This is a genomic window from Halogeometricum rufum (assembly GCF_900112175.1).
GTDB classification, from domain to species: Archaea; Halobacteriota; Halobacteria; order Halobacteriales; family Haloferacaceae; genus Halogeometricum; species Halogeometricum rufum.
Window position 1 is genome coordinate 348,472 of sequence record NZ_FOYT01000002.1, and the last position, 25,572, is coordinate 374,043.

Annotated in this window: 27 protein-coding genes and 2 pseudogenes; 17 read left to right on the forward strand and 12 right to left on the reverse strand. The window is 68.8% G+C overall.

Annotated elements, in window-relative coordinates; genetic code table 11:
- The first annotated feature begins 74 nt into the window (after positions 1 to 74).
- The 3 genes from BM310_RS11375 (at position 75) to BM310_RS11385 (ending at position 1,746) form a co-directional block, all read left to right on the forward strand.
- Positions 75 to 869: a triphosphoribosyl-dephospho-CoA synthase gene (locus BM310_RS11375; RefSeq protein ID WP_245778507.1), complete on the forward strand. Its 795-nt coding sequence runs from the start codon at positions 75 to 77 to the stop codon at positions 867 to 869.
- Positions 866 to 1,486: a DUF447 domain-containing protein gene (locus tag BM310_RS11380; RefSeq protein WP_177232598.1), complete on the forward strand. Its 621-nt coding sequence runs from the start codon at positions 866 to 868 to the stop codon at positions 1,484 to 1,486. The genes BM310_RS11375 and BM310_RS11380 overlap by 4 nt, the downstream gene beginning before the upstream one ends.
- Positions 1,487 to 1,548: 62 nt before the next feature.
- A complete protein-coding gene (locus BM310_RS11385; RefSeq protein WP_089807788.1) occupies positions 1,549 to 1,746 on the forward strand; it encodes a 30S ribosomal protein S17e in 198 nt (65 codons plus the stop codon).
- A gap of 78 nt (positions 1,747 to 1,824) precedes the next feature.
- Here BM310_RS11385 and BM310_RS11390 read toward each other — a convergent pair whose 3' ends face one another.
- The 3 genes from BM310_RS11390 to BM310_RS11400 all read right to left on the reverse strand — a co-directional run bounded on the left by BM310_RS11390 (position 1,825) and on the right by BM310_RS11400 (position 3,998).
- A complete protein-coding gene (locus BM310_RS11390) occupies positions 1,825 to 2,112 on the reverse strand; it encodes an amphi-Trp domain-containing protein (protein ID WP_089807790.1) in 288 nt (95 codons plus the stop codon).
- A gap of 75 nt (positions 2,113 to 2,187) precedes the next feature.
- Positions 2,188 to 2,457, reverse strand: coding sequence for an acc operon protein (locus BM310_RS11395; protein WP_089807792.1), 270 nt, complete (start codon positions 2,455 to 2,457; stop codon positions 2,188 to 2,190).
- Positions 2,454 to 3,998 carry an acyl-CoA carboxylase subunit beta gene (locus tag BM310_RS11400; protein WP_089807794.1) on the reverse strand — a complete coding sequence of 515 codons (1,545 nt, stop codon included), beginning with the start codon at positions 3,996 to 3,998 and terminating at the stop codon, positions 2,454 to 2,456. The genes BM310_RS11395 and BM310_RS11400 overlap by 4 nt, the downstream gene beginning before the upstream one ends.
- Before the next feature lie 184 nt (positions 3,999 to 4,182).
- Here BM310_RS11400 and BM310_RS11405 point away from each other — a divergent pair, with 184 nt between their 5' ends.
- Complete coding sequence (locus BM310_RS11405) at positions 4,183 to 4,929, forward strand: hypothetical protein (protein WP_218156433.1); 747 nt, start codon at positions 4,183 to 4,185, stop codon at positions 4,927 to 4,929.
- A 34-nt stretch (positions 4,930 to 4,963) separates the two neighbouring features.
- On the opposite strand, the gene BM310_RS11410 is transcribed toward BM310_RS11405, so the two are convergent.
- From BM310_RS11410 to BM310_RS11430, 5 genes are all read right to left on the reverse strand, one after another.
- A complete protein-coding gene (locus BM310_RS11410; protein ID WP_089807796.1) occupies positions 4,964 to 5,863 on the reverse strand; it encodes an EamA family transporter in 900 nt (299 codons plus the stop codon).
- A 103-nt stretch (positions 5,864 to 5,966) separates the two neighbouring features.
- Positions 5,967 to 7,385: a sodium-dependent transporter gene (locus BM310_RS11415; protein ID WP_089807797.1), complete on the reverse strand. Its 1,419-nt coding sequence runs from the start codon at positions 7,383 to 7,385 to the stop codon at positions 5,967 to 5,969.
- A gap of 236 nt (positions 7,386 to 7,621) precedes the next feature.
- Positions 7,622 to 9,004, reverse strand: coding sequence for a sodium-dependent transporter (locus tag BM310_RS11420; protein ID WP_089807799.1), 1,383 nt, complete (start codon positions 9,002 to 9,004; stop codon positions 7,622 to 7,624).
- A 295-nt stretch (positions 9,005 to 9,299) separates the two neighbouring features.
- Positions 9,300 to 10,010 (reverse strand): SDR family oxidoreductase, encoded by a 711-nt coding sequence (locus BM310_RS11425; protein WP_089807801.1) that lies wholly within the window; start codon positions 10,008 to 10,010, stop codon positions 9,300 to 9,302.
- 69 nt (positions 10,011 to 10,079) lie between these two features.
- Positions 10,080 to 11,036, reverse strand: a complete 957-nt coding sequence (locus BM310_RS11430) for an NADPH:quinone reductase (RefSeq protein ID WP_089807803.1) — start codon at positions 11,034 to 11,036, stop codon at positions 10,080 to 10,082.
- 52 nt (positions 11,037 to 11,088) lie between these two features.
- On the opposite strand from BM310_RS11430, the gene BM310_RS11435 reads away from it, so the two are divergent.
- Positions 11,089 to 11,277, forward strand: a complete 189-nt coding sequence (locus BM310_RS11435; RefSeq protein ID WP_143105152.1) for a hypothetical protein — start codon at positions 11,089 to 11,091, stop codon at positions 11,275 to 11,277.
- Here BM310_RS11435 and BM310_RS11440 read toward each other — a convergent pair.
- Positions 11,274 to 12,053 (reverse strand): SDR family NAD(P)-dependent oxidoreductase, encoded by a 780-nt coding sequence (locus BM310_RS11440; protein WP_089807806.1) that lies wholly within the window; start codon positions 12,051 to 12,053, stop codon positions 11,274 to 11,276. The two genes, BM310_RS11435 and BM310_RS11440, sit on opposite strands and share 4 nt — an antisense overlap.
- Positions 12,054 to 12,357: 304 nt before the next feature.
- Here BM310_RS11440 and BM310_RS11445 point away from each other — a divergent pair, with 304 nt between their 5' ends.
- The 3 genes from BM310_RS11445 (at position 12,358) to BM310_RS11455 (ending at position 15,503) form a co-directional block, all read left to right on the forward strand.
- Complete coding sequence (locus BM310_RS11445; protein ID WP_218156434.1) at positions 12,358 to 13,251, forward strand: CPBP family intramembrane glutamic endopeptidase; 894 nt, start codon at positions 12,358 to 12,360, stop codon at positions 13,249 to 13,251.
- 165 nt (positions 13,252 to 13,416) lie between these two features.
- A complete protein-coding gene (locus BM310_RS11450) occupies positions 13,417 to 14,328 on the forward strand; it encodes a hypothetical protein (RefSeq protein WP_089807812.1) in 912 nt (303 codons plus the stop codon).
- A complete protein-coding gene (locus BM310_RS11455) occupies positions 14,325 to 15,503 on the forward strand; it encodes an inorganic phosphate transporter (protein ID WP_089807814.1) in 1,179 nt (392 codons plus the stop codon). Before BM310_RS11450 ends, BM310_RS11455 begins: the two co-directional genes overlap by 4 nt.
- 30 nt (positions 15,504 to 15,533) lie before the next feature.
- Here the strand turns inward: BM310_RS11455 and BM310_RS11460 are convergent.
- Positions 15,534 to 15,908, reverse strand: a pseudogene (locus BM310_RS11460) (EamA family transporter); the annotation flags it as partial.
- A 338-nt stretch (positions 15,909 to 16,246) separates the two neighbouring features.
- On the opposite strand from BM310_RS11460, the gene BM310_RS11465 reads away from it, so the two are divergent.
- From BM310_RS11465 to BM310_RS11475, 3 genes are all read left to right on the forward strand, one after another.
- Positions 16,247 to 16,453 (forward strand): cold-shock protein, encoded by a 207-nt coding sequence (locus BM310_RS11465; RefSeq protein ID WP_089807816.1) that lies wholly within the window; start codon positions 16,247 to 16,249, stop codon positions 16,451 to 16,453.
- 392 nt (positions 16,454 to 16,845) lie between these two features.
- The gene (locus BM310_RS11470; protein WP_089807818.1) at positions 16,846 to 17,658 is read left to right on the forward strand and encodes a type II CAAX endopeptidase family protein; all 813 of its coding nucleotides are present in this window, start codon (positions 16,846 to 16,848) and stop codon (positions 17,656 to 17,658) included.
- A gap of 92 nt (positions 17,659 to 17,750) precedes the next feature.
- Positions 17,751 to 18,287 carry a dihydrofolate reductase family protein gene (locus BM310_RS11475; protein WP_089807820.1) on the forward strand — a complete coding sequence of 179 codons (537 nt, stop codon included), beginning with the start codon at positions 17,751 to 17,753 and terminating at the stop codon, positions 18,285 to 18,287.
- A gap of 45 nt (positions 18,288 to 18,332) precedes the next feature.
- Here the strand turns inward: BM310_RS11475 and BM310_RS11480 are convergent, their stop codons facing one another.
- On the reverse strand, positions 18,333 to 19,355 hold the full coding sequence (locus BM310_RS11480) for an alcohol dehydrogenase catalytic domain-containing protein (protein WP_089807822.1): 1,023 nt from the start codon (positions 19,353 to 19,355) through the stop codon (positions 18,333 to 18,335).
- Between the two features lie 237 nt (positions 19,356 to 19,592).
- Here BM310_RS11480 and sucC point away from each other — a divergent pair.
- Both sucC and sucD read left to right on the forward strand, forming a co-directional pair.
- Positions 19,593 to 20,741 (forward strand): annotated as a pseudogene (sucC, locus tag BM310_RS11485) (ADP-forming succinate--CoA ligase subunit beta); the annotation flags it as partial.
- On the forward strand, positions 20,738 to 21,607 hold the full coding sequence (gene sucD, locus BM310_RS11490) for a succinate--CoA ligase subunit alpha (protein ID WP_089807826.1): 870 nt from the start codon (positions 20,738 to 20,740) through the stop codon (positions 21,605 to 21,607). The pseudogene sucC and the gene sucD, both read left to right, overlap by 4 nt.
- Before the next feature lie 44 nt (positions 21,608 to 21,651).
- Here sucD and BM310_RS11495 read toward each other — a convergent pair whose 3' ends face one another.
- On the reverse strand, positions 21,652 to 21,996 hold the full coding sequence (locus BM310_RS11495; protein ID WP_089807828.1) for a zinc ribbon domain-containing protein: 345 nt from the start codon (positions 21,994 to 21,996) through the stop codon (positions 21,652 to 21,654).
- Positions 21,997 to 22,271: 275 nt separating this feature from the next.
- On the opposite strand from BM310_RS11495, the gene BM310_RS11500 reads away from it, so the two are divergent.
- From BM310_RS11500 to BM310_RS11515, 4 genes are all read left to right on the forward strand, one after another.
- Positions 22,272 to 22,556 (forward strand): HalOD1 output domain-containing protein, encoded by a 285-nt coding sequence (locus BM310_RS11500; protein ID WP_231751713.1) that lies wholly within the window; start codon positions 22,272 to 22,274, stop codon positions 22,554 to 22,556.
- 634 nt (positions 22,557 to 23,190) lie between these two features.
- Positions 23,191 to 24,024 carry an HFX_2341 family transcriptional regulator domain-containing protein gene (locus BM310_RS11505; RefSeq protein WP_089807832.1) on the forward strand — a complete coding sequence of 278 codons (834 nt, stop codon included), beginning with the start codon at positions 23,191 to 23,193 and terminating at the stop codon, positions 24,022 to 24,024.
- A 131-nt stretch (positions 24,025 to 24,155) separates the two neighbouring features.
- Positions 24,156 to 25,220 (forward strand): DUF7350 domain-containing protein, encoded by a 1,065-nt coding sequence (locus tag BM310_RS11510; protein WP_177232651.1) that lies wholly within the window; start codon positions 24,156 to 24,158, stop codon positions 25,218 to 25,220.
- A gap of 64 nt (positions 25,221 to 25,284) precedes the next feature.
- Positions 25,285 to 25,572, forward strand: a complete 288-nt coding sequence (locus BM310_RS11515) for a DNA-binding protein (protein WP_089807836.1) — start codon at positions 25,285 to 25,287, stop codon at positions 25,570 to 25,572.

Sequence of the window (25,572 nt, forward strand, 5' to 3'; positions counted from 1 at the left end):
CGGCTGGCGATGGCGCGGCGGAAGACGGCCGCGAGCGACCCCGAACGCCCGCCGAGAACGCCCAACTCGCGCTCCTGTTGGACGTCGCCGGGACGCCGAAACCCGGCAACGTCGACAGGGCGCGGGACCTCCCGGACCTCCGGTTCGAGCACTTCCTCGCCGGTGCCGTCGGGTCGGGCGAGGGACTCCGACGGGCCGAGTCGGGTGCCCCCGTCGGACTGGCGTTCGAACGCGCCGTCGAGGGGATGCGCCACCAGTCGGGCGGCAACACACAGTTCGGCTGTCTGCTCCTCCTCGTCCCCCTCGTCCGCGCCGCGGCCGCCGGCGAACTCTCGCCCGCCGGCGCGACGAGGGTGGTCGAGTCCACCACCGTCGCCGACGCCGCGGACTTCTACCGCGCCTTCGAACACGTGGACGTGGCCGTCGGCGACCCGCCGGCGGACGCCGCGGCCCTCGACGTGCGCCGGGGGAGCGACGCGATTCCCGCCCTGCGCGAACGCGGGACGACGCTGTACGACGTGATGGCCGCGAGCGAGGGCGACGGCAACGCCGCGGAGTGGACGGACGGCTTCTCGCGGACGTTCCGGACCGCCGACGCCATCCTCGCCGACGACGGCCCCGTCCCGGACCGCGTCGCCCGCGCGTTCGTCGGCCTCCTCGCCGACTGGGAGGACTCGCTGGTCCGGACGAACCACGGCCCCGAGGCGGCCGCCGAGGTGGGCCGCCGCGCCGCCGAGGCCCGCGGCGACCCCGAACGGGTGGCCGAACTCGCCGACGAGTTCGTCGCCGAGGGTGTCAACCCGGGAACGACGGCGGACGTCGTCTGCGCGGCGACGTTCGTCGCCCTCGAACGGGGGGTGGAGGTGTGAGCGGAGACGAGGGGTTCCCCGACGGGTGGCCGGTCGGACTCCGGGGGGTCACCGAGTCCGTGGTGACCACGCGCGGACCGAACGACCTGTGGAACGTCGCCGCCCTCGGACTGCACGCGCCCGACGAGGCGGCGGACCCCGTGACGGCGACGACGTGGGGCAACACCCGGACGCGGCGGAACTTTCACCGCCGGGGCGGCGGGGTGGTCCAGTTCGTCTCTGACCCCCGCGAGTTCGTCTCGGCGGCGATGACCGTCCGCGAGGAACCCGACCCGGTCCTCGACGCGGCGCACGCGTGGGTCGACGTCGAGGTGACGCGCGTCGACGGCGGCGAACGCGGCGGGACGCGCTGGGAGGAGTGGGAACTGCACCCGCGCGAGAGCGCCGTCGTCGAGACGACGGTGCCGACCGTCAACCGGGGGTTCGCCGCGGTGATAGACGCCACGGTGGCCGCCTCGCGACTCGACGTGGACGCCTACGACACCGACGAACTGCTCTCCCGACTGCGCTACTTCGCGGAGACGGTGGAGAAGTGCGGCGGCGACGCCGAGAAGGAGGCGTTCGCCACCGTCGAGAGGCTATCGGGGTGGCGGGAGCGACTCGAAGAGCGGTCCTGAGCGTCGCGCCGCGACGGGGACGGAACGAATCGTTTTAGTGCGCTCTGTGGATACTCTCGCGCATGGCTATCAAACCCAAGTACGTCAAGCAACTCGGGAAGCTCCTGCTGGAGAAGTACCCGCAGGCGTTCAACACGGACTTCGAGACGAACAAAGAGAGCGTGAGCAAGCTCACAAACGTCGAGTCGAAGGGTGTCCGAAACCGCATCGCGGGCTACATCACGCGAAAGAAGGGCGGCGCGCAGCAGCAGACGGCGTAGACGGGCGAACCGATTCTCGACGTCCTCGGGCCGTGAGCGACGGCACCGGCCGCGCCCGTCGGCCGCCGCGGGCTGCCGTTACGAGATTTCCAGCGTGCTGTCGCCGTCGCCGCCCTCGCCCGCGCCCTCGTCCCACTCCAACTCGAACTCGACGCTGAGTTCGCCCGGCCCGCCGGCCGGTCCCTCGCGTTCGGCCTTCACCTCGAACGTCGGCCGCGACGGCGGTTCCATCGTCACCGACTGTCCGCCCGCCGAGAGCGTGAGCGACTCCCCGGCGTCGAGGTTGTCGGCGACTTTCCGCAGGTACGCGGCGATTTCGCTTCGGTCCATCGAACTCTCTGATTTGAACAGCGTCTCTTCGGGCATGTGGGCTGTAGTTGGCTACGCGAACACATAAACGCGCCGTCAGCACGGGGGTGGCGAGCGGTCCCGGACGGCCGGTCAGAACCGGTCCGTCCGGCCGGCGGCCGCCCACCCGTCGCGCGGCGCGCCGTCGGGGACGCGCGCGGCGCGCCCGGTGACCGACGCCAACCGCCCGGCGAACCGCCAGCGCTCGCCGTCCCACGACTCCATCTCGCCCTCGGCGGCGGCCGCGGCGGCCGCGGCCTCCCTGTCGCGGAGGTGCGCGGCGACGGCGGCGGCGATGGCCGCCGCCTCGTCCTCGTCGGCCGTCTCCGGGATGGTGAGGCTCGCCTCCTCGACGCGGCTCATATCGGGATGTTCCCGTGTTTCTTGTCGGGCAGCGACTTGCGCTTCGACCGGAGCATCTCCAGGTCCTCGACGAGTCGCGCCCGCGTCTCCGTCGGTTCGAGGACGTCGTCCACGAACCCGCGGTCCGCCGCCGTGTACGGGTTGGCGAACTCCTCGCGGTACTCCTCGATGAGTTCGTCCCGGCGCGCCTCGGGGTCCTCGGCGGCGTCCAACTCGTCGCTGTAGAGGATGTTCACCGCGCCCTGCGGGCCCATCACCGCGATTTCGGCCGTCGGCCACGCGTAGTTCACGTCCGCGCCGAGGTGCTTCGACGCCATCACGTCGTACGCGCCGCCGTAGGCCTTCCGCGTGATGACCGTCAGGAGGGGCACCGTCGCCTCCGAGTAGGCGTACAGCAGTTTCGCGCCGTGGCGGATGATGCCCTCGTGTTCCTGGTCGGTGCCCGGCAGGAACCCCGGCACGTCCACGAACGTCACGATGGGGACGTTGAACGCGTCGCAGAAGCGGACGAAGCGGGCCGCCTTCTCCGAGGCTTCGATGTCGAGGGTGCCGGCGTTGACGCGCGGTTGGTTGGCGACGACGCCGACGGAGTGGCCGTCGAGGCGGCCGAACCCGACGACGATGTTCTTCGCGAAGTCCTCGTGGACGCCGAAGAACGACCCCTCGTCGAGGACGCCGTCGATGACGTCGTGGGCGTCGTACGGCTTCCGGGGTTCGTCCGGAACGACGGTTTCCAGCGACTCGTCGGCGCGTTCGGGGTCGTCCCACGGTTCGACGCGCGGCGGGTCCTCGACGTTGTTCGGCGGGAGGTACGACAGCAGCAGTCGAATCTGGTCGAGGGCCTCCTCCTCGGAGTCGCACGCGAAGTGCGCCACGCCGGAGGTGGAGGCGTGCGTCTGCGCCCCGCCGAGTTCCTCGAACGTCACCTCCTCGCCGGTGACCGTCTTGATGACGTCCGGGCCGGTGATGAACATGTGGCTCGTGTCCTTCACCATGAACGTGAAGTCCGTGATGGCGGGGGAGTAGACGGCCCCGCCGGCGCACGGCCCCATGATGGCGGAAATCTGCGGGACGACGCCCGAGGCTTCGGTGTTCCGGCGGAATATCTCGCCGAACCCGCCGAGCGACTGGACGCCCTCTTGGATGCGGGCGCCCGCGGAGTCGTTCAGGCCCACGATGGGCGCGCCGACTTCGACGGCTTTGTCCATCACCTTCGACACCTTCTCGGCGAACACCTCGCCCAGCGACCCGCCGAAGACGGTGAAGTCGTGGGCGAAGACGAACGTCTTGCGGCCGTCGACTTCGCCGTAGCCGGTGACGACGCCGTCGCCCGGCAACTGCTTCTCCTCCATCCCGAACTTGTGGTTCCGGTGGGTCCGGAACTGGTCGAACTCGTTGAACGTCCCGTCGTCGAGGAAGTAGTCGATGCGCTCTCTGGCGGTCATCTTCCCCTTCTCGTGCTGGGACTCGATGCGCTCTTCGCCGCCGCCTTTCAGCGCACGCTCGCGTTTCTCGCGGAGTTCCTCGATGCGGTCCTCCATCGTCACGATAGACCACCTGCAGTCATTGTCACGAACGTCCGTACGGGGTGCAAAAGTGTTTCCGCAATACGGCAAGACAGGGTTCGACGTTCGTCGTACGCACCGTCGGGGCCGGTGCGCCCCGTTCTCGCCGCCGCGAACGTCCGCCATCACGCTTAGGCGACGGCCGTCGGTAGCACCGGGCATGGCTCCCGACGACGCCGACACCCGCGAGTCGGACGTGACCGACCGCTCGGAACACGGCGACGGCGACCTGACGAGTCACCCCGCGCCGAAGGACGACCCGACGGACGACGAGCGTCCCGACGCCGCGGGCGAAGGCGGCGAGGGCGGCGGCGAACTCCCGCCGGTCCTCAACGTGCGCGACTCGCTGGACCGCATCGAACGCGACGCGGACGCGGACGTGTCGGACGAACTCGAACGGACGCGAGCCCTCCTCGACCAGTACGAGGCGAGAGACGGCGAGACGTCGCGCGCGTCGCTGGTGGACGATTTGGACGGACTGGTCGTCGCGATGCGCGAACGCCTCTCGGGCGACGCCGACCGGTACGCGGAGGGCATCGAGAACCGCCTGCAGATGTACCGCGACTCGCGGGGCGACGCCTCCGAGACGCTCACCGTCTCCGGCCCCGAACTGCGCGACGACCACGGCGAACGCGTCGCCTCCGTCGGCCGGTACGACGCGGAGACGGCGACGCTCGACGCGACTCTCGTGAACGAGGGCGAACCGCGAGACGGCGTCGTCCGCCTCACGCTGTACGACGAGGACCACGACCCGCGGCGGCGCGTCCTCGTCCGCGAGTCCGACCTCGGGACGGACGAACACAGGCAGGTCAGCGCGCGCGTCGCGGTCCCCGACGAGGCGGAGTACTACGACGTCACGGCGCTCGACGCGGTGGAGACCGGCGGCGCGACGGGTGACGAGGCGTAACCGTACCCTCTCGGCTACCTGATTCTGCGGGCGCTCACACCGTCACGAGCGCCGCCCCGACGACGACGAGGAGGGCACCCGCGACGATGCCGCGCGTCACCCGTTCGAGGTCCGACAGCAGGAAGTACGAGAACACGGTGGTGAACAGCGGTGCCGTGGCGATGAGCGGGTCCACGAGGGCGACGCGCCCCGCGGGCATCGACAGCGCGGTGAACATGGCGAGCAGCGCGCCGGCGGTGAGGACGCCGCTGACGGCGAAGACGAGGTAGGTGCGCGGCGGCGCGGTGAACACGTCGCGACGGCCGCGGGCCACGGCGTACGCGAGCAGTGCGACGAGCGCCGCGAACTCGTTCAGCGCGACGGCCTCCAGCGGCGTCGTCTCGCCGACACCGAGCCCGTAGCGCCGGAGGACGTTGCCGACGGCGAACGAGACGGCGGCGGCGAGGGGGACGAGCAAGTCGCGCGTCTCCCACCCGGCGAGGTCACCGCCCTTCGCCACCGAGAGGGCCGCGAGGCCGCAGACGAGGACGACGACGCCGACGGCGGTGGTGAGTCCGACGGGTTCGCCGAGGAAGCCGACGGCCAAGGCGGTGGCGAACAGGGGGCGGGCGCTGACGACGGCGCTGCTGACGCTGGCGCCGACGCGGGCGTTGCCCGCGAAGATGGCGATGCGACCGAGCGCGGTGCCGAAGACGCCCGCGGCGACGAACACGGCTAGCGTGCCGGCCGAGAGGTCGACGAACGGCACCTCCCCGCGGGCGAGGAGGGCGAGCACGTACAGCACCGTGTCCACGACGATGACGGTCAGCGCCGCCTGGAGCGGTCGGCCGCCGTTCGAGAGCGCGCGCTTCTCGATGACGGGCGTGAACCCCCACGCCACCGCGGGACCGAGAGAGAGCGCGAAGATGACGGGCGGAACGGCGGGCGCGTCCATACCCTCCGGTCCGCCGGGCGCGACGAAAGCGTGCTGATTCCAGCAGTCGAGGTGGGGGACGGGGCGGAGAGGAGCGGAGCGAACGAAGCGGCGGGGGCCGCGCTCAGACCAGCGACCGCTCGCCGCGGAGGCCGGCGAACGCGGCGACGGCGACGGCGACGGCGGCGACGACGGTGGGCCAGAAGCCGATTTCGCCGTCGACGCCGAACGTCGTCAGGAGCGTGAACACGAGGAAGACGGGGAGGACGACGCCGACGCCGAACAGCCACGGCGTCGCGACGGCCCGGCCGACGGGGCCCGCGCCCTTCCGGAACTCGGTGAGGGCGTCGCGGCCCATCACCCAGCCGACGAAGACGAGACAGACGGTCAGACCGACGGTGAGCAGGATGTCAACGAGGGTGCCGGCGACGAAGCCGAACACGCTCGGTTCGAGCGCGCAGACGGAGCCGGTGACGGCGACGAGTCCGCCGACGACGGCGGCGGCGCGGCGGCGCGGCAGTCCGTGTTCGTCGACGAGGAACGAGACGGAGATTTCGAGGATGCTGATGGCCGAGGAGAGCGCCGCGAGGGCGACGACGGCGAAGAAGGCGGTGGCGACGAACGTGCCGGCCGGTAGTTGGGAGAACGCGCCCGCGAGGCCGACGAACAGCGCACCCGCGCCGGTGCCCGTCTCGCCGGGTTCGATGCCGAGCGTGAACAGCAGGGGGAAGACGACGAGTCCGGCGAGGACGCCGACGACGGTGTTCAGCACGGCGACGCTCGCGCCGTCGAACGGCAGCGAGCGGTCCTCGTCGAGGTAGGAGGCGTACGTTATCATCGTCCCGACGCCGAGCGAGAGGGTGAACAGGGCCTGTCCGGCGGCCGGGCCGAGGAGGCCGAAGAAGTTCTCTCGCAGGACGCTGGTGTCGAAGCGGAGGTAGAACGCGTACGCCTCCGACGCGCCCGCCTGCGTGGACGCCCAGACGCCGAGGCCGACGAGCAGGGCGAAGATGGCGGGCATCATCCACTTCGTGGCGAGTTCGATGCCGCCGCGGATGCCCGCGACGATGATGAGGGCGGTGAGTGCGAGGAAGACGAGGTGGAAGGCGACGGCGTCGAGGCCGGCGGAGGCCGCGCCGAACGACGCGCCGGGGTTCGCGAAGTACGGGACGGTGCCGGTGACGAGTCCGAGGACGCTCTCGCCGAAGTAGCGGAGAATCCACCCGCCGACGACGCTGTAGAAGGAGATGAGGACGAGCGAACTGAAGACGAGGAAGCCGCCCGCGAGCCCCCAGCGGTCGGACCCCGACAGGGACCGGAGCGCGCCCACCGGGTTTCGTTTCGCCCGGCGGCCGACGACGAACATCCCCAGCAGGCCGGGGACGCCGACGAGGAGGACGATGCCCAGATAGACGGCCAAGAACGCGCTACCGCCGTTCTCGGCGGTTATCCACGGGAACCGCCAGATGTTACCGAGCCCCACCGCGCTCCCGACGGCGGCGAGGATGAATCCCATTCGAGTCGCCCACGTCTCTCGTGTCATTGACTCGCAGTCCCAGTCTCGCGCTAAAAGCACTTTCGGACCGAGGATACATCAAACGGCAAATATGACGGCGATAGCTGCATCTAACCGTCAATATTCGCCGACGAACGAGAGCGAAATATCACGTTCGTCGAAGAATCGTAGGCAGCGGATTCCACGGTTCGGACCGGCCGACGGCCGACAGTCGCCGCCGCGAGGCGAGGACCGACTACCGCCCCGCCCGTCCGTCCCGCGCTTCAGAGCGGCGGGACGATGGCGGGGTCGGCCCCGCCGAACAGCGTCAGCAGGCCGAGGGCGAGGGTGAGGACGACGCCGAGGAAGACGACGGTGCGGACCAACCAGAGCCACAGCGACCCGACGCCGTCACCGAAGCCGGTGCCGCGGAGCAGTTCCTCGACGCCCGGCCGGCCGAACACCCAGCCGACGAAGACGAGGATGCCCAGCACCGACGCGGGGAGCAGGAGTTGGTACGCGAGCGTGTCGAACCACGTCAGCCACGCGGTATCCCACGCCGAGGGGAGGCCGAGGGTGAAGATGGCCGAACCGAGGCCGACGGCCACCTGCGGCCGGGAGACGGGGTAGTTGTCGATGGCGTAGGAGACGACGACTTCCAGCAGGCTGATGGCCGACGACAGCGCCGCCACGAGGACGACGAGGAAGAAGACGACGCCGACGACGCGGCCGAACGGGATGTCGGCGAACGCGCTGGCGACGCTGATGAACAGCGCGCCCGCGCCGCCGCTTCCGGGTTCGACGCCCTGCGCGAACAGCAGGGGGATGACGACCAGTCCGGCGAGGATGCCGATGGCCGTGTTGAACACGACGATGGTGGCGCTGTCGCCGAACAGGCTCTCGTCGCCGTCGATGTAGGAGGCGTACGTTATCATCGCGCCCATCCCGAGCGACAGCGAGAAGAACGCCTGACTGACCGCGAAGGGGATGATGGCGGCGAGGGGGCCGCCGAACGTCAGCCACGGGAACGACGGCGTGGTGTCGACGGTGAGTCGGAGTTGGCTCAGGTCGGGCGAGAGGAAGTACGCGTAGCCCGGCGTCGCCCCGGGGAGCGTGAACGCCCAGACGGCGAGGGCGACGAGGATTGCGAGGATGCTCGGCACCATCAGCTTCGTCGCCTTCTCGATGCCGTCCTGGATGCCGAACGCGACGATGCCGACGACGAGAGCCATGAAGACGGCGTGGAGCGCTATCGCCTCGGGGCCGGCCGAGATGGCGCCGAAGTAGCCCTGCGCGTCACCGAAGTACGCGCCGGTGAGGCTCCCGCCGACGTAGCGCAGCACCCAGCCGCCGACGACGCTGTAGTACGACAGAATCCAGAACCCGGTCAGGAGTCCGAGGACGCCGACGAACCGCCAGTTCCGGTAGCCGATGCGTTCGAACGCGCCGATTGTGTTGAGGTTGCTCTTGCGGCCGACGACGAACTCCGCGAGCATCGCCGGGAGACCGATTCCGAACACCGCCACGAGGTAGACGACGAGGAACGTCGCTCCGCCGAACTCGGCCGTCTTGAACGGGAACTGCCAGATGTTCCCGAGTCCGACGGCGCTCCCGACGGCGGCGAGGATGAACCCCGCCCGCGTCGCCCACGTCTCTCGTTCGCTCATGTCTGTCTCCCTCTACCAGACGAGAACGTGATAAACAGCACGATAATCGGGCGAAACTCCGAGAGAAATTAGATATCTTATCGTGATATACATATAGCCGTGAAACGTTCGTAGTTTTCTATCGGTGCGCCGAAATGTGCGTGAGTGTCTCTCTCTGCCCCTCGGAACGAATCACCGGCCCGGATGGGGTTCGGGGGCGGGCGTCGGACGGTTCCGCCGGTAGCGTCCGTATCGACGCCAGAAGTCGGTCGGGTGCGCCGGCAGAGACGGGCGGGGTTCCGTCGGTGCCGGCCGGTCAGGCCTCGCCGTAGACGGGGACGGCCGCGCCGGAGGTGACGCCCGTCGCGTCCGAGCAGAGGACCACCACGGTCCGCGCTATCTCCGCGGGGTCGACCCACGCGTCGTGGTCGGCGTCGGGCATCATCTCGCGGTTCATCGGCGTGTCGATGACGCTGGGCATCACCGCGTTCGCGCGGACGGTGCCGAGGTTCTCCTCGGCGATGGTCTCGGTGAGGAGGCGGACGCCCGCCTTCGACGCCCGGTAGGGCCCGTCGCCCTCGCCGCCTTCCAGCGAGGACCGCGCGGAGACGCTGACGATTGCGCCCTCGGCCTCCCGCAGGTGCGGGAGGGCGTGTTTCGAGGCCAGAAACATCGTCTTCAGGTTCACGTCGAACAGGAAGTCGAACGTGTCGGCGTCCGTCTCGTGTATCGGGTCGCCGCCGCGCCACGTCCCCGCGACGTTCGCGAGGAAGTCGACGCCGCCGTGGTCCTCGACGACGGACTCCACGACGCGCGAGACGTCCTCCTCGTCGGTGAAGTCGCCGTGGTAGAACTCGACGCCGTCGCCCGCGTCGAGCAGTGAGTCCTCGTCGTCCGGTTCCACCACGTCCGCCGCGGCCACCGTCGCCCCGGCGTCGCGGAACGCCGTCACGACGGCGCTTCCGAGGGCACCGCAGGCTCCGGTCACGAGGGCGACGCGTCCGTCGAAGTCGAACTCGACATCCATGTGTGTCAGTTGGTGTCGAGGAACATAATCGCCCCGGCGGGCGGTCGGGTCGTCGCGTCCGGTGGGGTCTCAGGGAGAGAGGACCAACTTCCCGACGAAACTATCGTGGAGGACGGAGCGCTGGGCCTCGTCCGCGTTTTCGAGGCTGTACGTCTCGTGGAGGACGGGGGCGACGTCGCCGCGGAGCAACAGGTCGGCGAGGCGCGCGAGGACGGCGCTCTGGTCGCGGGTGTTGAACATCGACATGAACTGGTAGCGCAGTTCCTTGCTCTTGGTGACGCCGATGTCGTCGAAGCCCCCTTCGGCGGTGTCGTTGCCGACGCCGACGATGCGGGCGCCGTCGGCCGCGACGTTCGCGTTCAACTGCAGGTATCGGTCCATGTGGGTGTCGAGAATCACGTCCGGCGCGCCCGCCTCCGAGAGGACGCGTTCGAGGTCGTCGCGGCGGTAGTCGAAGACGGCGTCCGCGCCGAGTTCTTCGAGTGTCTCGTGGTGGTCGGGCGACGCCGTGGCGACGACGCGCGCGCCCATCGTCTCCGCGAGTTGAATCGCGACGTGACCGACGCCGCCGCTTCCGCCGTGAATCAGGACCGTCTCGCCGGGTTCGACGTCCGCGTGGTGGACGAGCGCCTGCCACGCCGTCGTGCCGACGAGTGCGAGGGCCGCCGCGTCGGCCAGCGCCACGTCCTCGGGGAGGTGCGCGAGCATCTCGACGGGCGCGACCACCTGTTCGGCGTACGTCCCCGACCGACCGTTGCCGAGGCCGGTGCCGAACACCCGGTCGCCGAACGCGAACTCCTCGACGCCCTCGCCGACGCTGACGACGGTGCCGGCGAAGTCCGACCCCGGTACGAAGGGGAGGTCGGGCACGGGGTACGCGCCCTCGCGGAAGTACGTGTCCACCGGGTTGACGCCGACGGCACCCGCCTCGACCACCACCTCGCCGTGCCCCGGTTCCGGTTCCTCGATGTCCTCGACTGTCAGTACGTCCGGTCCACCGTGTTCGTGAAACCTGACTGCGCGCATGGCCGGCGGTTCGACGCGGAGATTGATAAAGGAGGGCGAGGCAGACTCACCCGTGTCCGACCGACTCTGCCCCGACTGCGAGGTGGCGATGGCCGAAGCGACCCACGAGACGACGAGCGACGCCGCGAAACTCCGGGTGGACGCCGCCGGCCGGTCGCGCCTCCACGGTCGGTCCGGTTCGAAGGTGCAGGCGTACGTCTGCCCCGAGTGCAGTCTGGTCCGACTGTACGCGGCGAGTTAGCGGACCGTGTACCCGCCGTCGACGACGACGGACGCGCCGGTGACGTACCGAGCGGCGTCGCTGGCGAGGTAGACGACGGTGGGCGCGACGTCTTCCGGCGGCGCGATGTCGTCCATCAGCATCTCCGACGTCCACACCTCGTCGATGTCCGGGTCCACGGCGTCGGCCTGGTCGGTGTTGTCGGTGCGGACGTACCCCGGGGCGACGGTGTTCACGCGCACGTCGTGTTCGGCCCACTCGGAGGCCAACTGCCGGGTGAACGACTCGACGCCGCCCTTCGAGGCGTTGTACGAGACCTGTCGCTGGGGGTAGTTGGCGACGTACGCGGACATCGAGGAGACGCTGACGATGGCCCCGCCGTCGCCGGCGACCATCGGCGCGCCCGCGTACTTCGAGCAGAGGAACACGCCCGTGAGGTTCGTCGCTATCACCGAGTTCCACTCCGCCAGCGTCATCTCCTCGATGCCCTCGTGGACGACGATGCCCGCGTTGTTCACGAGGACGTCCACGTCGCCGAACTTCGCCAGCGTCGCGTCCACCATCGCCTCCACGGACGCCTCGTCGGCCACGTCCACCGCGACGGCCAGCGTCTCCGCGCCCGTCGACTCGGCTATCTCGGCGGCGGCGACGCGTCCCGACTCCTCGTCCCGGTTGGCGACGACCACGTCCGCGCCCGCCTCCGCGAGTGCCTGCGCGATGGCCCGGCCGATGCCGCGGTTGCCGCCGGTCACGATCGCCGTCTCGCCGTCGAGTCTGAACCTGTCGAGAACTCCCATGTGGGGAGTTCGCAGACTCCCGTCATAAGTCGTCGTGCGACCCGTCCGTTCCCCAACCTTCGTCGCCCGACTCCCGCGATTGCCCCCTCGCCGACCGCCGACACCCGGTCGGGCCTGATAAAAATGACCGCCCGATTTTCGAGTCGGCGACTGGACCTCCGTCGATACGTGTTCGGGCGGACTCGTCCCGGACGTGTCCCCGAAACCACCGACGGAACGAACGGTACTGCGGACGCTCCGATGGCTCGGACGCGGCCTCGTGTGGCCGGTCTGGAATCGCGACGCCGGTCGATTTCGCGCGCCGGTGCGAGCGTTTCTGCCACTCGTCCTGACGTTTCTCGCCCTCGCGGTCGTGCAGACTGCAATCAGAGCACGGTTCGAGCATCCGGCCCGCGAACCGCTCGAACTGCTGGGACTGTCGGCTATCCTCGTCGCCGGCGTCCTCGTCAGTGCGCGACTGGTCGACCGGCGACCGGTCTCGGAGTACGGCCTCTCGCTCGGACGTCGGTGGTGGAAGTCGTTCGCCGTCGCCGGGGGAGTCGGAACGGCCGTCAACGCCGGAGCGCTCGCCGTCTCGGTCGGCGCCGGCTGGGCGTCCGTCACCGGGTACGTGCAGTCGCCGGGCGTCCTCTCGTTTCTCCCGGCGACGGCGGTGACGTTCGCCCTCGTCGCCGTCGCCGCGAGTTGGGAGGAGTTCGTCTTCCGGGCCGCGATGCTGAAGAACGTCGCGGAGGGGGCGGAGAGCACCCTCGGCCGGGTGCCGGCCGTGGTCGTCGGCGTCCTCCTCAGTTCGCTCGTGTTCGCCGCCCTCCACGGCGGAAAAGTCGACGACCCGGCGCAGTACGGCTACTACCTGGAAGCCGGACTGCTGTTCGGTACCGTGTACGCCCTCACGGGCGACCTCTCGTTACCGGTCGGATTCCACGTGTTCTACAACTACACGCAGGGGCTGTTCGGCCTCGGCGTCTCGCAGGCGACGCCCGAACTCGTCGCCCTCGAACTCGTCGGGCCGGCCGCGTGGGTCGGTGAGGAGGGACTCGTCCACGTCGTCTTCGCCGCCGTCGGCGGCGCACTCCTCGTGGCGTACGTCCGTTGGCGAGATGGCCCCCTCCGGGTACGTGACCGTCTGACCCGATGGACTCCGACTACCGCACGCGGAGGGAACCCCGACGACCGCCGAGAACCGTCGGCGGAGTGACCCCGAAACCGGTGTCCTCCGACCGGTTCGGACGCTCGCGTCCAATCGAGGTAGCTTTGCCAAGCTACTTGCGTGAGCGGAGCGTAACACCTGTATGTGTTTTTTCACACCTATCGAGTTCCGGTTCGTTCTCTCCGGACAGGAAGCCGTCCGCCCGGGTGAGCCGTGAACCCGAGTCGCGTCGACTCCATCGTCGACCTGACCTACGGGCTGTTGATCGCGATTTCGGTCGGACTCATCGTCGTCGCCGGAAACGTCGTCGGATTGGCGTTCGGGTTCGGGGTGCTGGTCTCCTACGTCCTCCACGTCGTCTGGAAGATGGCTCGTTTCGACCCGAACTGGATGACGACGGCGGTCAAGGAGACGGTGGAGGAGACTGTCAACGAGACGGTGGAGGAGACTGTCAACGAGACGGTGGAGGAGACTGTCAACGAGACGGTGGAGAAGACAGTCGGCGAAACCGTCGAGAAGACAGTCGGCGAAACCGTCGAGAAGACCGTCGACGAAAAAGTGGGCGAGACGGTGGAGAAGACGGTCGGTGAAACGGTCGAAGAGACGGTCGAAGAGACGGTCGGCGAGACAGTCGAAGAGAAAGTGGGCGAAACCGTGGAGAAGACTGTCGGCGAGACAGTCGAAGAGAAAGTGGGCGAAACCGTGGAGAAGACTGTCGAGGAGACTGTCAACGAGACGGTCGGCGAGACGGTGGAGAAGACGGTCGACGAGACGGTCGAAGAGAAGGTCGGTGAGACGGTCGAGAAGACTGTCGGCGAGACGGTGGAGAAGACGGTCGAGAAGACTGTCGGCGAGACGGTGGAGAAGACGGTCGAAGAGAAGGTCGGTGAGACGGTCGAGAAGACTGTCGACGAAACAGTCGAAAAGACCGTCGACGAGACGGTGGAGAAGACGGTCGAAGCGAAGGTCGGCGAGAAGGTAGAGGAGACTCTGGAAGAACAGGCGGCGGCCGAGAACGCTGACGGAGAGGCGGACGAGGCCGCCGACTCCGACGAGGACAACGAGGCCGCCGACTCCGACGAGGACAACGAGGCCGCCGACTCCGACGAGGCCGAGACGTCGTGATAAGCGTACTCCTCGTCGCTGGCGTGCTCGTGGCGATGTTCGTCGCCTACAACATCGGTGGGTCGACCACGGGGCCGGCGTTCGGTCCGGCGGTCGGAGCCGACGCCATCTCCAAGCCCGTCGCCGCGGCACTGATGGGCGTGTTCTTCTTCCTCGGCGCCTGGACGCTCGGTCGGAACGTCGTGACGAAACTCGGAAGCGAACTGGTCGTCGACACCGGTATCTTCACGCTCGAATCCTCTATCGCGGTGCTCTTCTTCATCGGCGTCGCACTCTTGGTCGGGAACGTCTACGGCGTGCCGGCCTCGACGTCGATGACCGCCGTGGGTGCCATCGCCGGTCTCGGACTGGCCGGTGGCGTGTTGGACCTCGCCGTGATGGGGGAGATAGTCGTCTGGTGGGTCGTCTCGCCCATCGTCGGGTTCTGGGTCTCGCTGATCATCGGCCGATACTTCTACGCACGGCTGAACGGGTTGGTCGCGATGGACCGCAGTACGGGACCGCTGTTCGACGTCGACCGGTCCGGCCTCGTCCCCGTCCCGCGCGTTCACCGGACGACCAACCGCCGGGAACTCGCCGGGACGTTCACCGTCGTCGCCATCGGCTGTCTGATGGCGTTCTCCTCGGGCACCTCGAACATCGCCAACGCCGTCGCACCGCTGGTCGGCAGCGGCGAGTTGGCGATGAACCCTGCCATCGTCTTCGGCGGCGTCGCCGTCACCGTCGGGGCGTTCACCATCGCCCGACGGACGCTGGAGACGATGGGCAGCGACATCACGGAGCTACCGCTGACCGCGGCCATCGTCGTCGCGTCGGTCTCCTCGACGCTGGTCGTCTTCCTCTCGGCGCTCGGCATCCCCGCGAGCTTCGTCATCATCGCGACGATGTCCATCGTCGGACTGGGCTGGGGGCGAGCGACTCGACCGATGACCGCTCCCGAGGTGGTCACCGGCGACGGCGGGTCGCCGGTCACGGTCGACGCGCTAGCGGCCGACGAGGAGGGCGAGACGCTTCCGCCCATCGGCGCGGAGGACGCCGAGGACATCCCCAGCCCGGGGGCGCTGTTCAACCCGGTGACGACCGCTCGGGTCGTCATGATGCAGAACGTCGTGCCGGCCATCGCGACGGCCGGTGCCTACCTCACGTTCCGGTTCGTCCCGATATTCGGGTTCTGAGCCGCCGCGGGCGCGCCCCGTGGTCGGCACTCGAGCGACGAGGGCGACGCCGACGCCCGCGAGCGGGAGTCCCGCGACTCTCGTCGCGGTGATTTCGTCGCCGAGCGCGGCCATCCCGATGAACGCTGCGACGGCGAAGTACGTGGCACCGAGCGTCGAGACGACCGTCGTCGAGCCACGTGAGGGGCCGAGGGACATCGAGACGAAGCCGATTCCCGCGAACGGGCCGGCCACGGCGGCGAGCATCCCGCCTCGCGGCGTGACGGTCAGCGAGGCCCCCGACGAGAAGACGAACCCGACTGCGAGGGCGGTCGCGACGAGATACGAGAGCGCGGCGGCCGTCTCCGGGTCCGTAGAATCGGAGGCGGCGTTCCCCACGACGGTCCAGACGCCCCACGAGGCCATCGTCAACGATTCGAACGCCACGGCCGAGTGGGAGGGCCATCTGAGCGCACGTTCCCCCCGTGACGCTAAACGGCTCCGTTCGTCGCAGTTCTGAACGAGGCGGAAGCGGCGACCGTCGGCGGCCGACTCGCGCGCCGTATTCCGCACGACTGTGGCCGACCCGGTGACTGGCACACTCCGCGTGCTGGCTATCGAGGGCGCGCCTTTCCCGGACGGGTCGCTCGTTCGCCACCTCGGTGCCGAACGGACCGCGAAACGGTGCGTGCGAACTCGTGAAGTGTCGTGGTACCCCGACCCTCGGAAGGGTTATCCCTCGGCCGGCTCTACGTTTGTTTGTAATGGCAAACGGTACGGTTGAATTCTTCAACGACACGGGCGGCTACGGTTTCATTTCGACTGACGACGGCGACCTCGACGACGACGAAGACGTCTTCTTCCACATGGAAGACGTCGGCGGCGAAGACCTCACCGAGGGGACCGAGGTGGAGTTCGACATCGAGTCCTCGCCGAAGGGGCCCCGCGCGGCGAACGTCGTCCGGACGTAACACCGAGACAGGCTCGTCGCTCACGGCGACGACCGACGACTTCGATTTTTCAGACTGGTACGCCTCCGAGCGGACGCTATCTGCATCCGCCGTCCGTCCGATTCGCGAGCGCTCCGCTGGCCGATACGCGCCGTGTCTTCGGCACGACCAGCGAGACACGCTCGGTCTCGGTCAGCGGTCGCGTGCGGCGGACGACACGCGTCTGCGGCGGTTCGGACCGTTCGAGAGATACTCCCCGACCGACGACTGTCCCGGTTCTTTGCCGTCGGGAAGCGTCCTCGCGAGTTACGCCGCGGCACGGCGTGTACTAGACTACTATGTCTGCATTGAATCCGAGAGTAGACGCGAAGCAGAGAGCGAACGATACGTCGGGCGTCGCCGGACGCGCGTGGATGTATCTGGCCGTCGCGATAGCGGGGACCTGGGCGTTCTGGCTCCCGGCCATCGCGCTCGGCGTGCGGTTCGACAGCGCCCTGGGACTCGCGTTGCTCCTCGTCGGACTTACCGTGCCCGGCGTCGCTGGTATCGCCTTCGTCTATCTGAACTACGACGAGCGCGGCCGAGCCGACTTCTGGAACCGCGTCACGCAACCGCGACGCTTCGGACTCCGCTGGCTCGCCGTGATTCTGCTGGTGCCCCTCGCCGTGAGCGTTCTCGCCGGCGTCGTGGACCTGCTCCTCGGCGGAACCGGGGCGACGTGGGGCGAGGGCGTGACCGAGTTCGGAGTCACCCCGCTCGCGATACTGCCAGCGCTGTTCTTCGCGACGCTGCCCCCGATTCTCGAAGAGTTGGGGTGGCGCGGCTACGCGTTGGACCGACTGCAACTCAACTGGTCGGCGTTCGGCGCGAGCGCTATCCTGGGCGTCGTCTGGGCGCTCTGGCACCTCCCGCTGTTCTTCGTCGAGGGGTCGTACCAGCACGACGCGGTGGGGTTCGCGACCACCGGGTTCTGGCTGTTCATGGCCGGCATCGTCGCGCTCTCGTTCGCGTTCACGTGGGTCTACAACAACACCGAACGCAGCATCCTCGGAATCGTCGTCTTACACGGCTGGGTGAACTTCACGGCCGAGGTCATCGTCGTCCCCGATCCGGCGTACTACGGCCTCTGGTTCGTGCTCGCGGCGGTAATCGTCGCAGTGTGGGGCCGACGCACCATGACCGGTGCCGACGAGGTTCCGCACCCGCCCCTCCCGTCCGTCCAGTAGGGTCGTGACCTCGAGTTCCGGCGGGTCCGTCCGGTCAGGCCGACCGGTTCGCTACTGCGACGGTATTTGTACCGGCCCGCCCGAGAAGCGGTATGGGTCACGTGACACTCTACATCGCGACGAGCGTCGACGGGTACCTCGCCGACGAGGACGGGGGCGTCGACTGGCTCGACCAGTTCGGGTCGGAGTCGGAGGGAAGCGAAGCGACGGGCGGATTCTCGGAGTTCCTCGAGAGCGTCGACTGTCTCGTCATGGGCGCGACAACGTACCAGCAGGTTCTCGGGTTCGGCGAGTGGCCCTACGGCGAGACGCCGACGTACGTGTTCACGCACAGAGAGCTCTCGCCCGCGACCGAGGCGGTCGAGTTCGTCGACCGAGACGTGGCCGCGGTCGCCGGAGAACTCGAACGGAAGCACGACCACGTCTGGCTGGTCGGCGGTGCGCAACTGGCGCAGTCGTTCCTCCGGGCGGGGGAAATCGACCACTTGCGGCTGTTTCTCGCCCCGATACTCCTCGGCGACGGGATTCGACTCTTCGACGGCGACTACGACCGACAGCGTCTTCGGTTACTCGACACGGCGTCCGACGACAGCGGCATCGTCGAACAGCGCTACGAGTTCCTCGACTGAACGCTCGGCCGTCGGCGTCGCCGGGATGCGTGTCTCACCCGCGCGCTACGCCGTCTCGTTCGTGACGACGAGTTTCCCGACGCTCTCTCTGTCCCGCATCGTCCGGAACGCCGCGCCGGTCGAGTCCAACGGGAACGTCTCGTCAATCTCGGGGTCCAGTCTCCCGTCGGCGACGAGTCCGACCAGTCGTTCGAGGTCCGCCTGCGTCCCCATCGTACTGCCGACGACCGACTTGTGTCTCAGGAACAGGTCGGGGATGTCTATCTCGGAGTACCGACCGGCGGTCCGACCGCAGACGACCATCCGCCCGCCGCGGCGGAGGGCGTCCAGTCCGAGTTGGGTGTACGCGCCGCCGAGGTGATTCAGGACGGCGTCGGCGGGGCCGACGTCCGCGACGGCCGGGCGTATCTCGTCGGGGTCCGTGCCCTCGACAGCGTGGTCCAGTCCCAACTCGGTCAACCGGTCGAGTTTCGACGCCGACGAGGAGGTGCCGACGGTGCGAGCGCCGAGGACTGCCGCGAGTTGGACGCCCGCGACGCCGACGCCGCCCGTCGCGCCGGGGACGAACACGAGGTCGTTCGGTCCCACCTCGGCCCGCCGGAGCATGTGGAAGGCGGTCAGGTACGCCGTCGGGAGGGCGGCGGCCGTCGTCGCGTCGACGGAATCGGGGAGCGAGACGAGACGGTCGGCCGCCACGAGTGCCCGTTCGGCGAGGCCGCCGTGGTACAGCGAGAAGTTCTCGCAGAGGTTCTCGGGTCCCTCGCGGCAGAAGCGACAGGTGCCGCACGTCTCGTTCGGGCAGAGGACGACCCGGTCGCCGGGTTCGACGCCGGTCACGCCGTCGCCGACGGCGCGCACCGTCCCGGCCACGTCGAGTCCGCTGACGAACGGCAGGTCCGACGCGTCCACCATCGCGGAGTCGCCCTGCAGAATCCACAGGTCGTGGCGATTGATGGAACAGGCCTCGACGTTCACGACTGCTTCGCCGGCGTCTGGGTCGGGGTCCGGTCGTTCGAGTAACTCCACGCCGTCGGGTCCGGTCAACTCGGCGAACGCTGCGGTGCGCATCGTCCCGCCGTTGGGCCGCCGGGTCGATAACGGTGGTGACGGCGTGCGGGCGACGACGGTGCCGACGCGTGGACGATGGCGGTGCCGACGCGCGAACGACGGCGGTGAACGAGGCAGAACGAACCACTCGTAGCCGAGTGAATCGCCGGGCGTCGCCGGCCGTCGGGGGTCCCGTCCGACCGCGTCTCTCGGTACCGGATGAACGGGATTTAAGCGCGCGTCGTTCGCAGTCACGGACGCATGAAACTCCACGAGTATCAGGCGAAGGACGTCTTCGCCGAGGCCGGGATTCCGGTGCCCGAGTCCCGCCTCGCGACGTCGGTCGACGAAGTGATGGAGGCGGTCGCGGACATCGGTTACCCGGCCGCCATCAAGGCGCAGGTCCACGTCGGCGGGCGTGGCAAAGCGGGCGGCATCAAGATAGCGACGGACGAGGACGAGGCGCGCGAGGCCGCAGAGGACATCCTCGGGATGGACCTCAAGGGCTACACCGTCGAGAAAGTGCTCGTCGAGGCCGGCGTCGACTTCGAGAACGAACTGTACGTGGGAATCACGATGGACCGCGGCGAGGGCGAACCCGTCGCGATGGTCTCCACCGAGGGCGGCGTCGACATCGAGTCCGTCGCCGAGGAGACGCCCGAGGCCATCGCCCGCGAGCACATCGACCCCGCGTTCGGTCTGCACCCCTACCAGGCCCGGAAGGTCGTCTACGAGGCGGGCATCCCCCGCGACGTGGCGGGCGACGTGGCGTCCATCCTCTCGACGCTGTACGACCTCTACGAGTCGAAGGACGCCTCGGACATCGAGATAAACCCGGTCATGATAACGTCGGACCGCGAGGTAGTCGCGGCCGACGCCGTCATGAACATCGACGAGGACGCCCTGTTCCGGCACCCGGACCTCGCGGAGATGGAGGACGAGGCGGCCGAGGACGACCTCGAACGGAAGGCCAACGAGTACGGCTTCGACTACGTCCGCCTGTCGGGTAACGTCGGCATCATCGGCAACGGGGCCGGCCTCGTCATGACGACGCTGGACCTCGTGGACCACTACGGCGGCGAACCCGCCAACTTCCTCGACATCGGCGGCGGCGCGAAGGCCGAACGCGTGGCCAACGCCCTCGACATGGTGTTCGCGGACGAGAACGTCGACGCCGTCGTGTTCAACATCTTCGGCGGCATCACCCGCGGCGACGAAGTCGCCAAGGGCATCAACGAGGCGCTGGAGTCCTTCGACGAGATTCCGAAGAAGGTGGTCGTCCGACTGGCGGGCACCAACGCCGAGGAGGGGATGGAGATTCTCAACACGGACCTCGTGGAGGTCGAAAAGACGCTCGAAGACGCGGTCCAACGGGCCGTCGAGAACGCACAGGAGGCAAGCCAATGAGCATTCTGGTGGACGACGACACGCGCGTAGTGGTACAGGGAATCACGGGTGGCGAAGGGAAGTTCCACACCCAGCAGATGGTCGACTACGGCACGAACGTCGTCGCGGGCGCGGTGCCCGGCAAGGGCGGCGAGAAGGTCGACGGCATCCCCGTCTACGACACGGTCAACCAGGCCGTCGAGGAGGAGGACGCCGACGCCTCCGTCGTGTTCGTCCCGCCCGCGTTCGCGGGCGACGCCATCTTCGAGGCACTCGACACCGACCTCGACCTCGTGGTGGCCATCACCGAAGGCATCCCGACGCAGGACATGGCGAAGGTGAACAAGCGACTCTCCGAGGTCGACACCCGCCTCGTCGGTCCGAACTGCCCCGGTCTCATCACCCCCGGCGAGGCCAAACTCGGCATCCTGCCCGGCAACATCTTCGAGTCCGGCAACGTCGGGCTGGTCTCCCGGTCCGGGACGCTCACCTACCAGGTCGTCTCGAACCTCACCGACCGCGGCATCGGCCAGACGACGGCCATCGGTATCGGCGGCGACCCCATCATCGGCACGTCGTTCATCGACGCCCTCGAACTGTTCGAGGCCGACACCGACACCGACGCCGTCGTGATGTGCGGCGAAATCGGCGGCGAGGACGAAGAGCAGGCCGCGAAGTACATCGCCGAGAACATGGACACGCCCGTCGCCGGCTTCATCGCGGGCCGCACGGCACCGCCGGGCAAGCGCATGGGCCACGCGGGCGCCATCGTCTCCGGGTCCGGAACCGGGACGGCGGAGTCGAAGATTTCGGCGCTCAACGACGCGGGCGTCCCCGTCGGCGACACGCCGAACGAAGTCGCCGAGTACGTCGAAGACTTCCTCTAACGGCGCGGACGCGCCCGACCCGACCGTCTCTTTCTTTGCGGAGTTCAGTTCGACAGCCGCGCCAGACAGTCGTCGCAGAACGTCGCGTACGGCGGGTTCGGCGCGCTACAGCGCGAACACACGCCGTCGGGCGTCCGGTAGGACTCGCCGCCCCGGTCCGCCGGCGACTCCGGCGGGCGCGACGACGGGTGGGACCCGACCGACCGATGGGTGCCGCGTGGCCCGCGCCGCCCGGACTCGAACTCCTCGTCCATCTGGAGCAGCACTCGCTCGACGAACGGGTCGTCGCGGAGTCGTTCGAGCGCGCGAACCAAGCCGACGTACAGTAACGTGGGCGCGACGATGCAGAACCCCGTCAGGAGGAGTCGGAACGTGACCTCCCAGTCCATGCGGTATGCAACCGTTAGGCATACTTGTCTCTGTCGCCGTCGGACGGCGGCGTTCGACGGCTGGAGTCCCTCACTCGCAGATTCCGAAGCGGTGGACGCGAGGAGCCGGCGAGCGGCGAGTCGCCGCAATCGCCGGACGATACCCATCCCGTGCGAACGTTTCCCGTGCGGGCCACCGCCCGACCGCGCGCCGATATAGTAGTCAGCTTACACGAAATTCTCAGCCGTTGCGAACGAGTGGAGAATTTATGACCGGAACTATCCTGCCTCCAGATATGAGGGATGAACATACGACGCCAGCCACTCCCGAGATGCTGCCGGAATCCATCGTCTCGCTGGTCGCAGAGCTAGAGGGCGTCGGCGTCACAGACATTCCACCGCTCGCGTCCGTCGTCGACCCGGACGCACTCGTCGCACTCTTCGACGGACCCGAGAGTGCCAGTTCGAGCGTCGTCGAGTTCGACTACGCCGGCTACCGAATCGTCGTCCGCGGAGACGGCAACGTCCGTGCGCTCGAAGCGACGCCGGCCACCGGCACCGGTCTCTGCAACGCCGACTGAATCCGTTCTCACGCCGCTACGTCACGTCGTCTCACCCTTCCAGTCGTCGGTGCCGCCGTTTTTGCAACTGTTCCGATTGTAACGGTACCAACGTGTCAATACGGAGTATCCGCGGGGCACTCCGTACGATTGCACACGTCCGTGCCACCCGGTCCCCCTCCCGGCCGGACGGACGTGTGCAGGTGCCTCCCCGGCACCGCACCGTCGCCCCCTCCCCGACGGTTCGCCCTCCGCCCCGACCGCCCGGGCCGCCGGTCCGGGTCGGTCCCCACGCCGGAGCGTCGGTTCCCCCGCCGACACGCCGGCCTCCCCCCTCGCTGACGCGACCGGCCCTCCACAATCCGTCGGCGACTCCGCCGACACGTCGCCTCCGCCGACGCGCCAGACTCTCCGTCGGCGCGCCGGTCCACCCCCGCTGATGCGGTTCCCCCTCCATCGACGCGCCAGCGACTCCCCTCGCTGACGCGATTCCCCCGCCGACTCGCTCGGCGACTCCTCCCCTCTCGCCGCCGACGCATCGTCCCGCTACCGTCGGTCCGCGCCCGAACTGGTCGCGCCGCTACCGCCGCGGAACCCCGTCGTCGTCCCGCAATCCGTTCCGAAGATTCATGTAGCAGTTCGAGCCATTCCGACTATGGTTAGCGGACTTCCCTCCGGCCGGCGCGTGCACATCGCACCGCTCGGTTACGAACGCGACCGCGTCGTCGAACCCGTCCGCACGGAGGTCGCCGACGTGGTCTACCTCCTCGTCGACGACCCCGACCGGACCGACGACGACCACGGGGACGTGGACACCGACGCTGACTGGTCCTCGCCGGACGCGGAGGACGTGACGTGGCCGGCGGCGACGGCGTACCAGCGCGCGGTCCGAGAGGAACTCGACGACTTCTGCGACGCGCGCGGCGTCCCCGTGGACATCCACAACGTCTACGACGTGATGGGCGTCACCACCACCATCGCGGCGACCCACGGCGACGACCAGGTGTTCGTCAACATCTCCACGGGGACGAACGTCGCCGCCGTCGGCGCGGCCATCGCCTGCATGACCACCGCCGCCCTCCCCTACAGCGTCGAACCCGAGTCGTACGCGCACGACGTGGACGACGGCCCCCGTTCCAGCGGCGTCGCCAGCATCGACCGCGTCCCCGACTACCCCATCGAGGCGCCGACCCGCGAACAGGTCCACATCATGGGCTACATCTACGAACAGACGGTCGAGAACCCCTACAGCCTCAACAAGCGGAGCCTCATCCAGCGCGCGAACGACTACGGCCTGCCGTTCCTCGCCAACTACTCGACCGAGAGCAGACAGTCGGAGTACCGCCGCCTCGACGCGGCCATCGTCGACCCACTCGTCGAGAAGGGCTACCTCCGCCTCGAACCCGCGGGCAAGCAGAAGAACGTCGCGCTGACCGAGACGGGCATCAGCGTCTACCGCGCGTTCCAGCACAAGGTCGGCGTCGAGTAGGGTCGACCCGCCGGGCGTCGACTCCGCCTCGAAACGCGCGGTCGGTTCGCAAGCGTCATTCCCGTCGGTCCACTAGCCCGTGACACTCACGCTCGCCCGCCCGCGGGCGAGGCGCTCACATGGCTCCGGACATCACTCGTCGCCGACTGCTCGGAACGCTCGGAACCGGCGCGCTCGTCGGGAGCGCCGGCTGTCTCGGCGCGCTCGGATTCGAGGAGCAGTCGGCGTGGCGCGACCCGCCACTCGTCGAGGACCGCCCGAACGCCGTCTACGTCCCCGCCATCACCGAGGGGATGGGGATGTACGGCAAGACGACGGCCGGCCCGTACGGCGTCGCGCTGACGTACTCCTACCCCCACCGCTTCTGGACGCTGACGGGGTCGGACCTGTCGAAGACCGTCGTCGAGTCCGACGACTCCGTCCACCTGATGGCGTCGCTGTGGGACGCCGAGACCGGGACCGCACTCCCGTTGGACTCCGGCGTCACCATCGAGGTGACGCGGGGCGACGAACTCGTCACCGAGGAGGTGGCCTACCCGATGCTCTCCCAGCAGATGGGACTGCACTACGGGTCGAACTACGCGCTGGACGGCGAGGGAGAGTACGAGGTGCGCGTCCGCGTCGGCGGCGTCTCCCTGCGCCGAACGGGCGGCTTCGAGGGGCGCTTCGAGGCGGCCGAGACGGCGACGTTCGCCGTCGAGTTCGACACCGACGAGTTGTACGACGTCCCCATCGAGCGACCGGAGAACCCCGGCGAACGCGGGGCGATTCCGCCGATGGAGATGGCGGGCGTCCCCGTCGGGCGCGCGTCCGAACCCGACGCCCTCCCCGGCCGCCACCTCGGACGGGCGACGAGCGGTGACGCCGTCTTCCACGCGTTCGCCGTCGACGAGGGGCGGTTCGGCGACGGCACGTACCTGTACGTCTCGCCGCGGACGCCGTACAACCGTATCGTCCTGCCGATGATGGGCCTCGACGCGACGCTGGCGCGCGGCGGCGACGCCGTCGCGGAGACGGGCCTGCGCAGGACGCTCGACCCGGAACTCGGCTACCACTACGGAGCGTCGGTGTCGTCGGTCGAACCGGGCGACGAACTGCGCGTCGCCGTCGCCGTCCCGCCGCAGGTGGCGCGCCACGACGGCTACGAGACGGCGTTCCTCGACATGGACCCGGTCACGTTCACCGTCCCCGAGTGAGCGTCGACGCCGGCGCGAACGGAAAGTCTCACGCGGACGCGGCCCCAACCCGAAGTGAACTCACATGACGGAGACGACGCACGCGACGACAGACCGCGAGACGGGCGCGACGGACGCGACGGACGCGCACACCTGCCGGGTCTGCGGCCGCGCGTTCCCCGAGTCGCACCTGCTCGTCCTCCACCGCGGCGTGCGCCACCCGAACCGCCTCACCGAGACGGAGCGGGACGAGTACCGCGAGGCCTACCGGACGGAGGAGCGCGAGATTCGCTCGTTCCGACTCCGGGCCCTCGCCGTCCTCGTCGTCCTCTACTTCGGCTTCCTGTTCCTCTACGTCGGGTTCGCGGGGTGA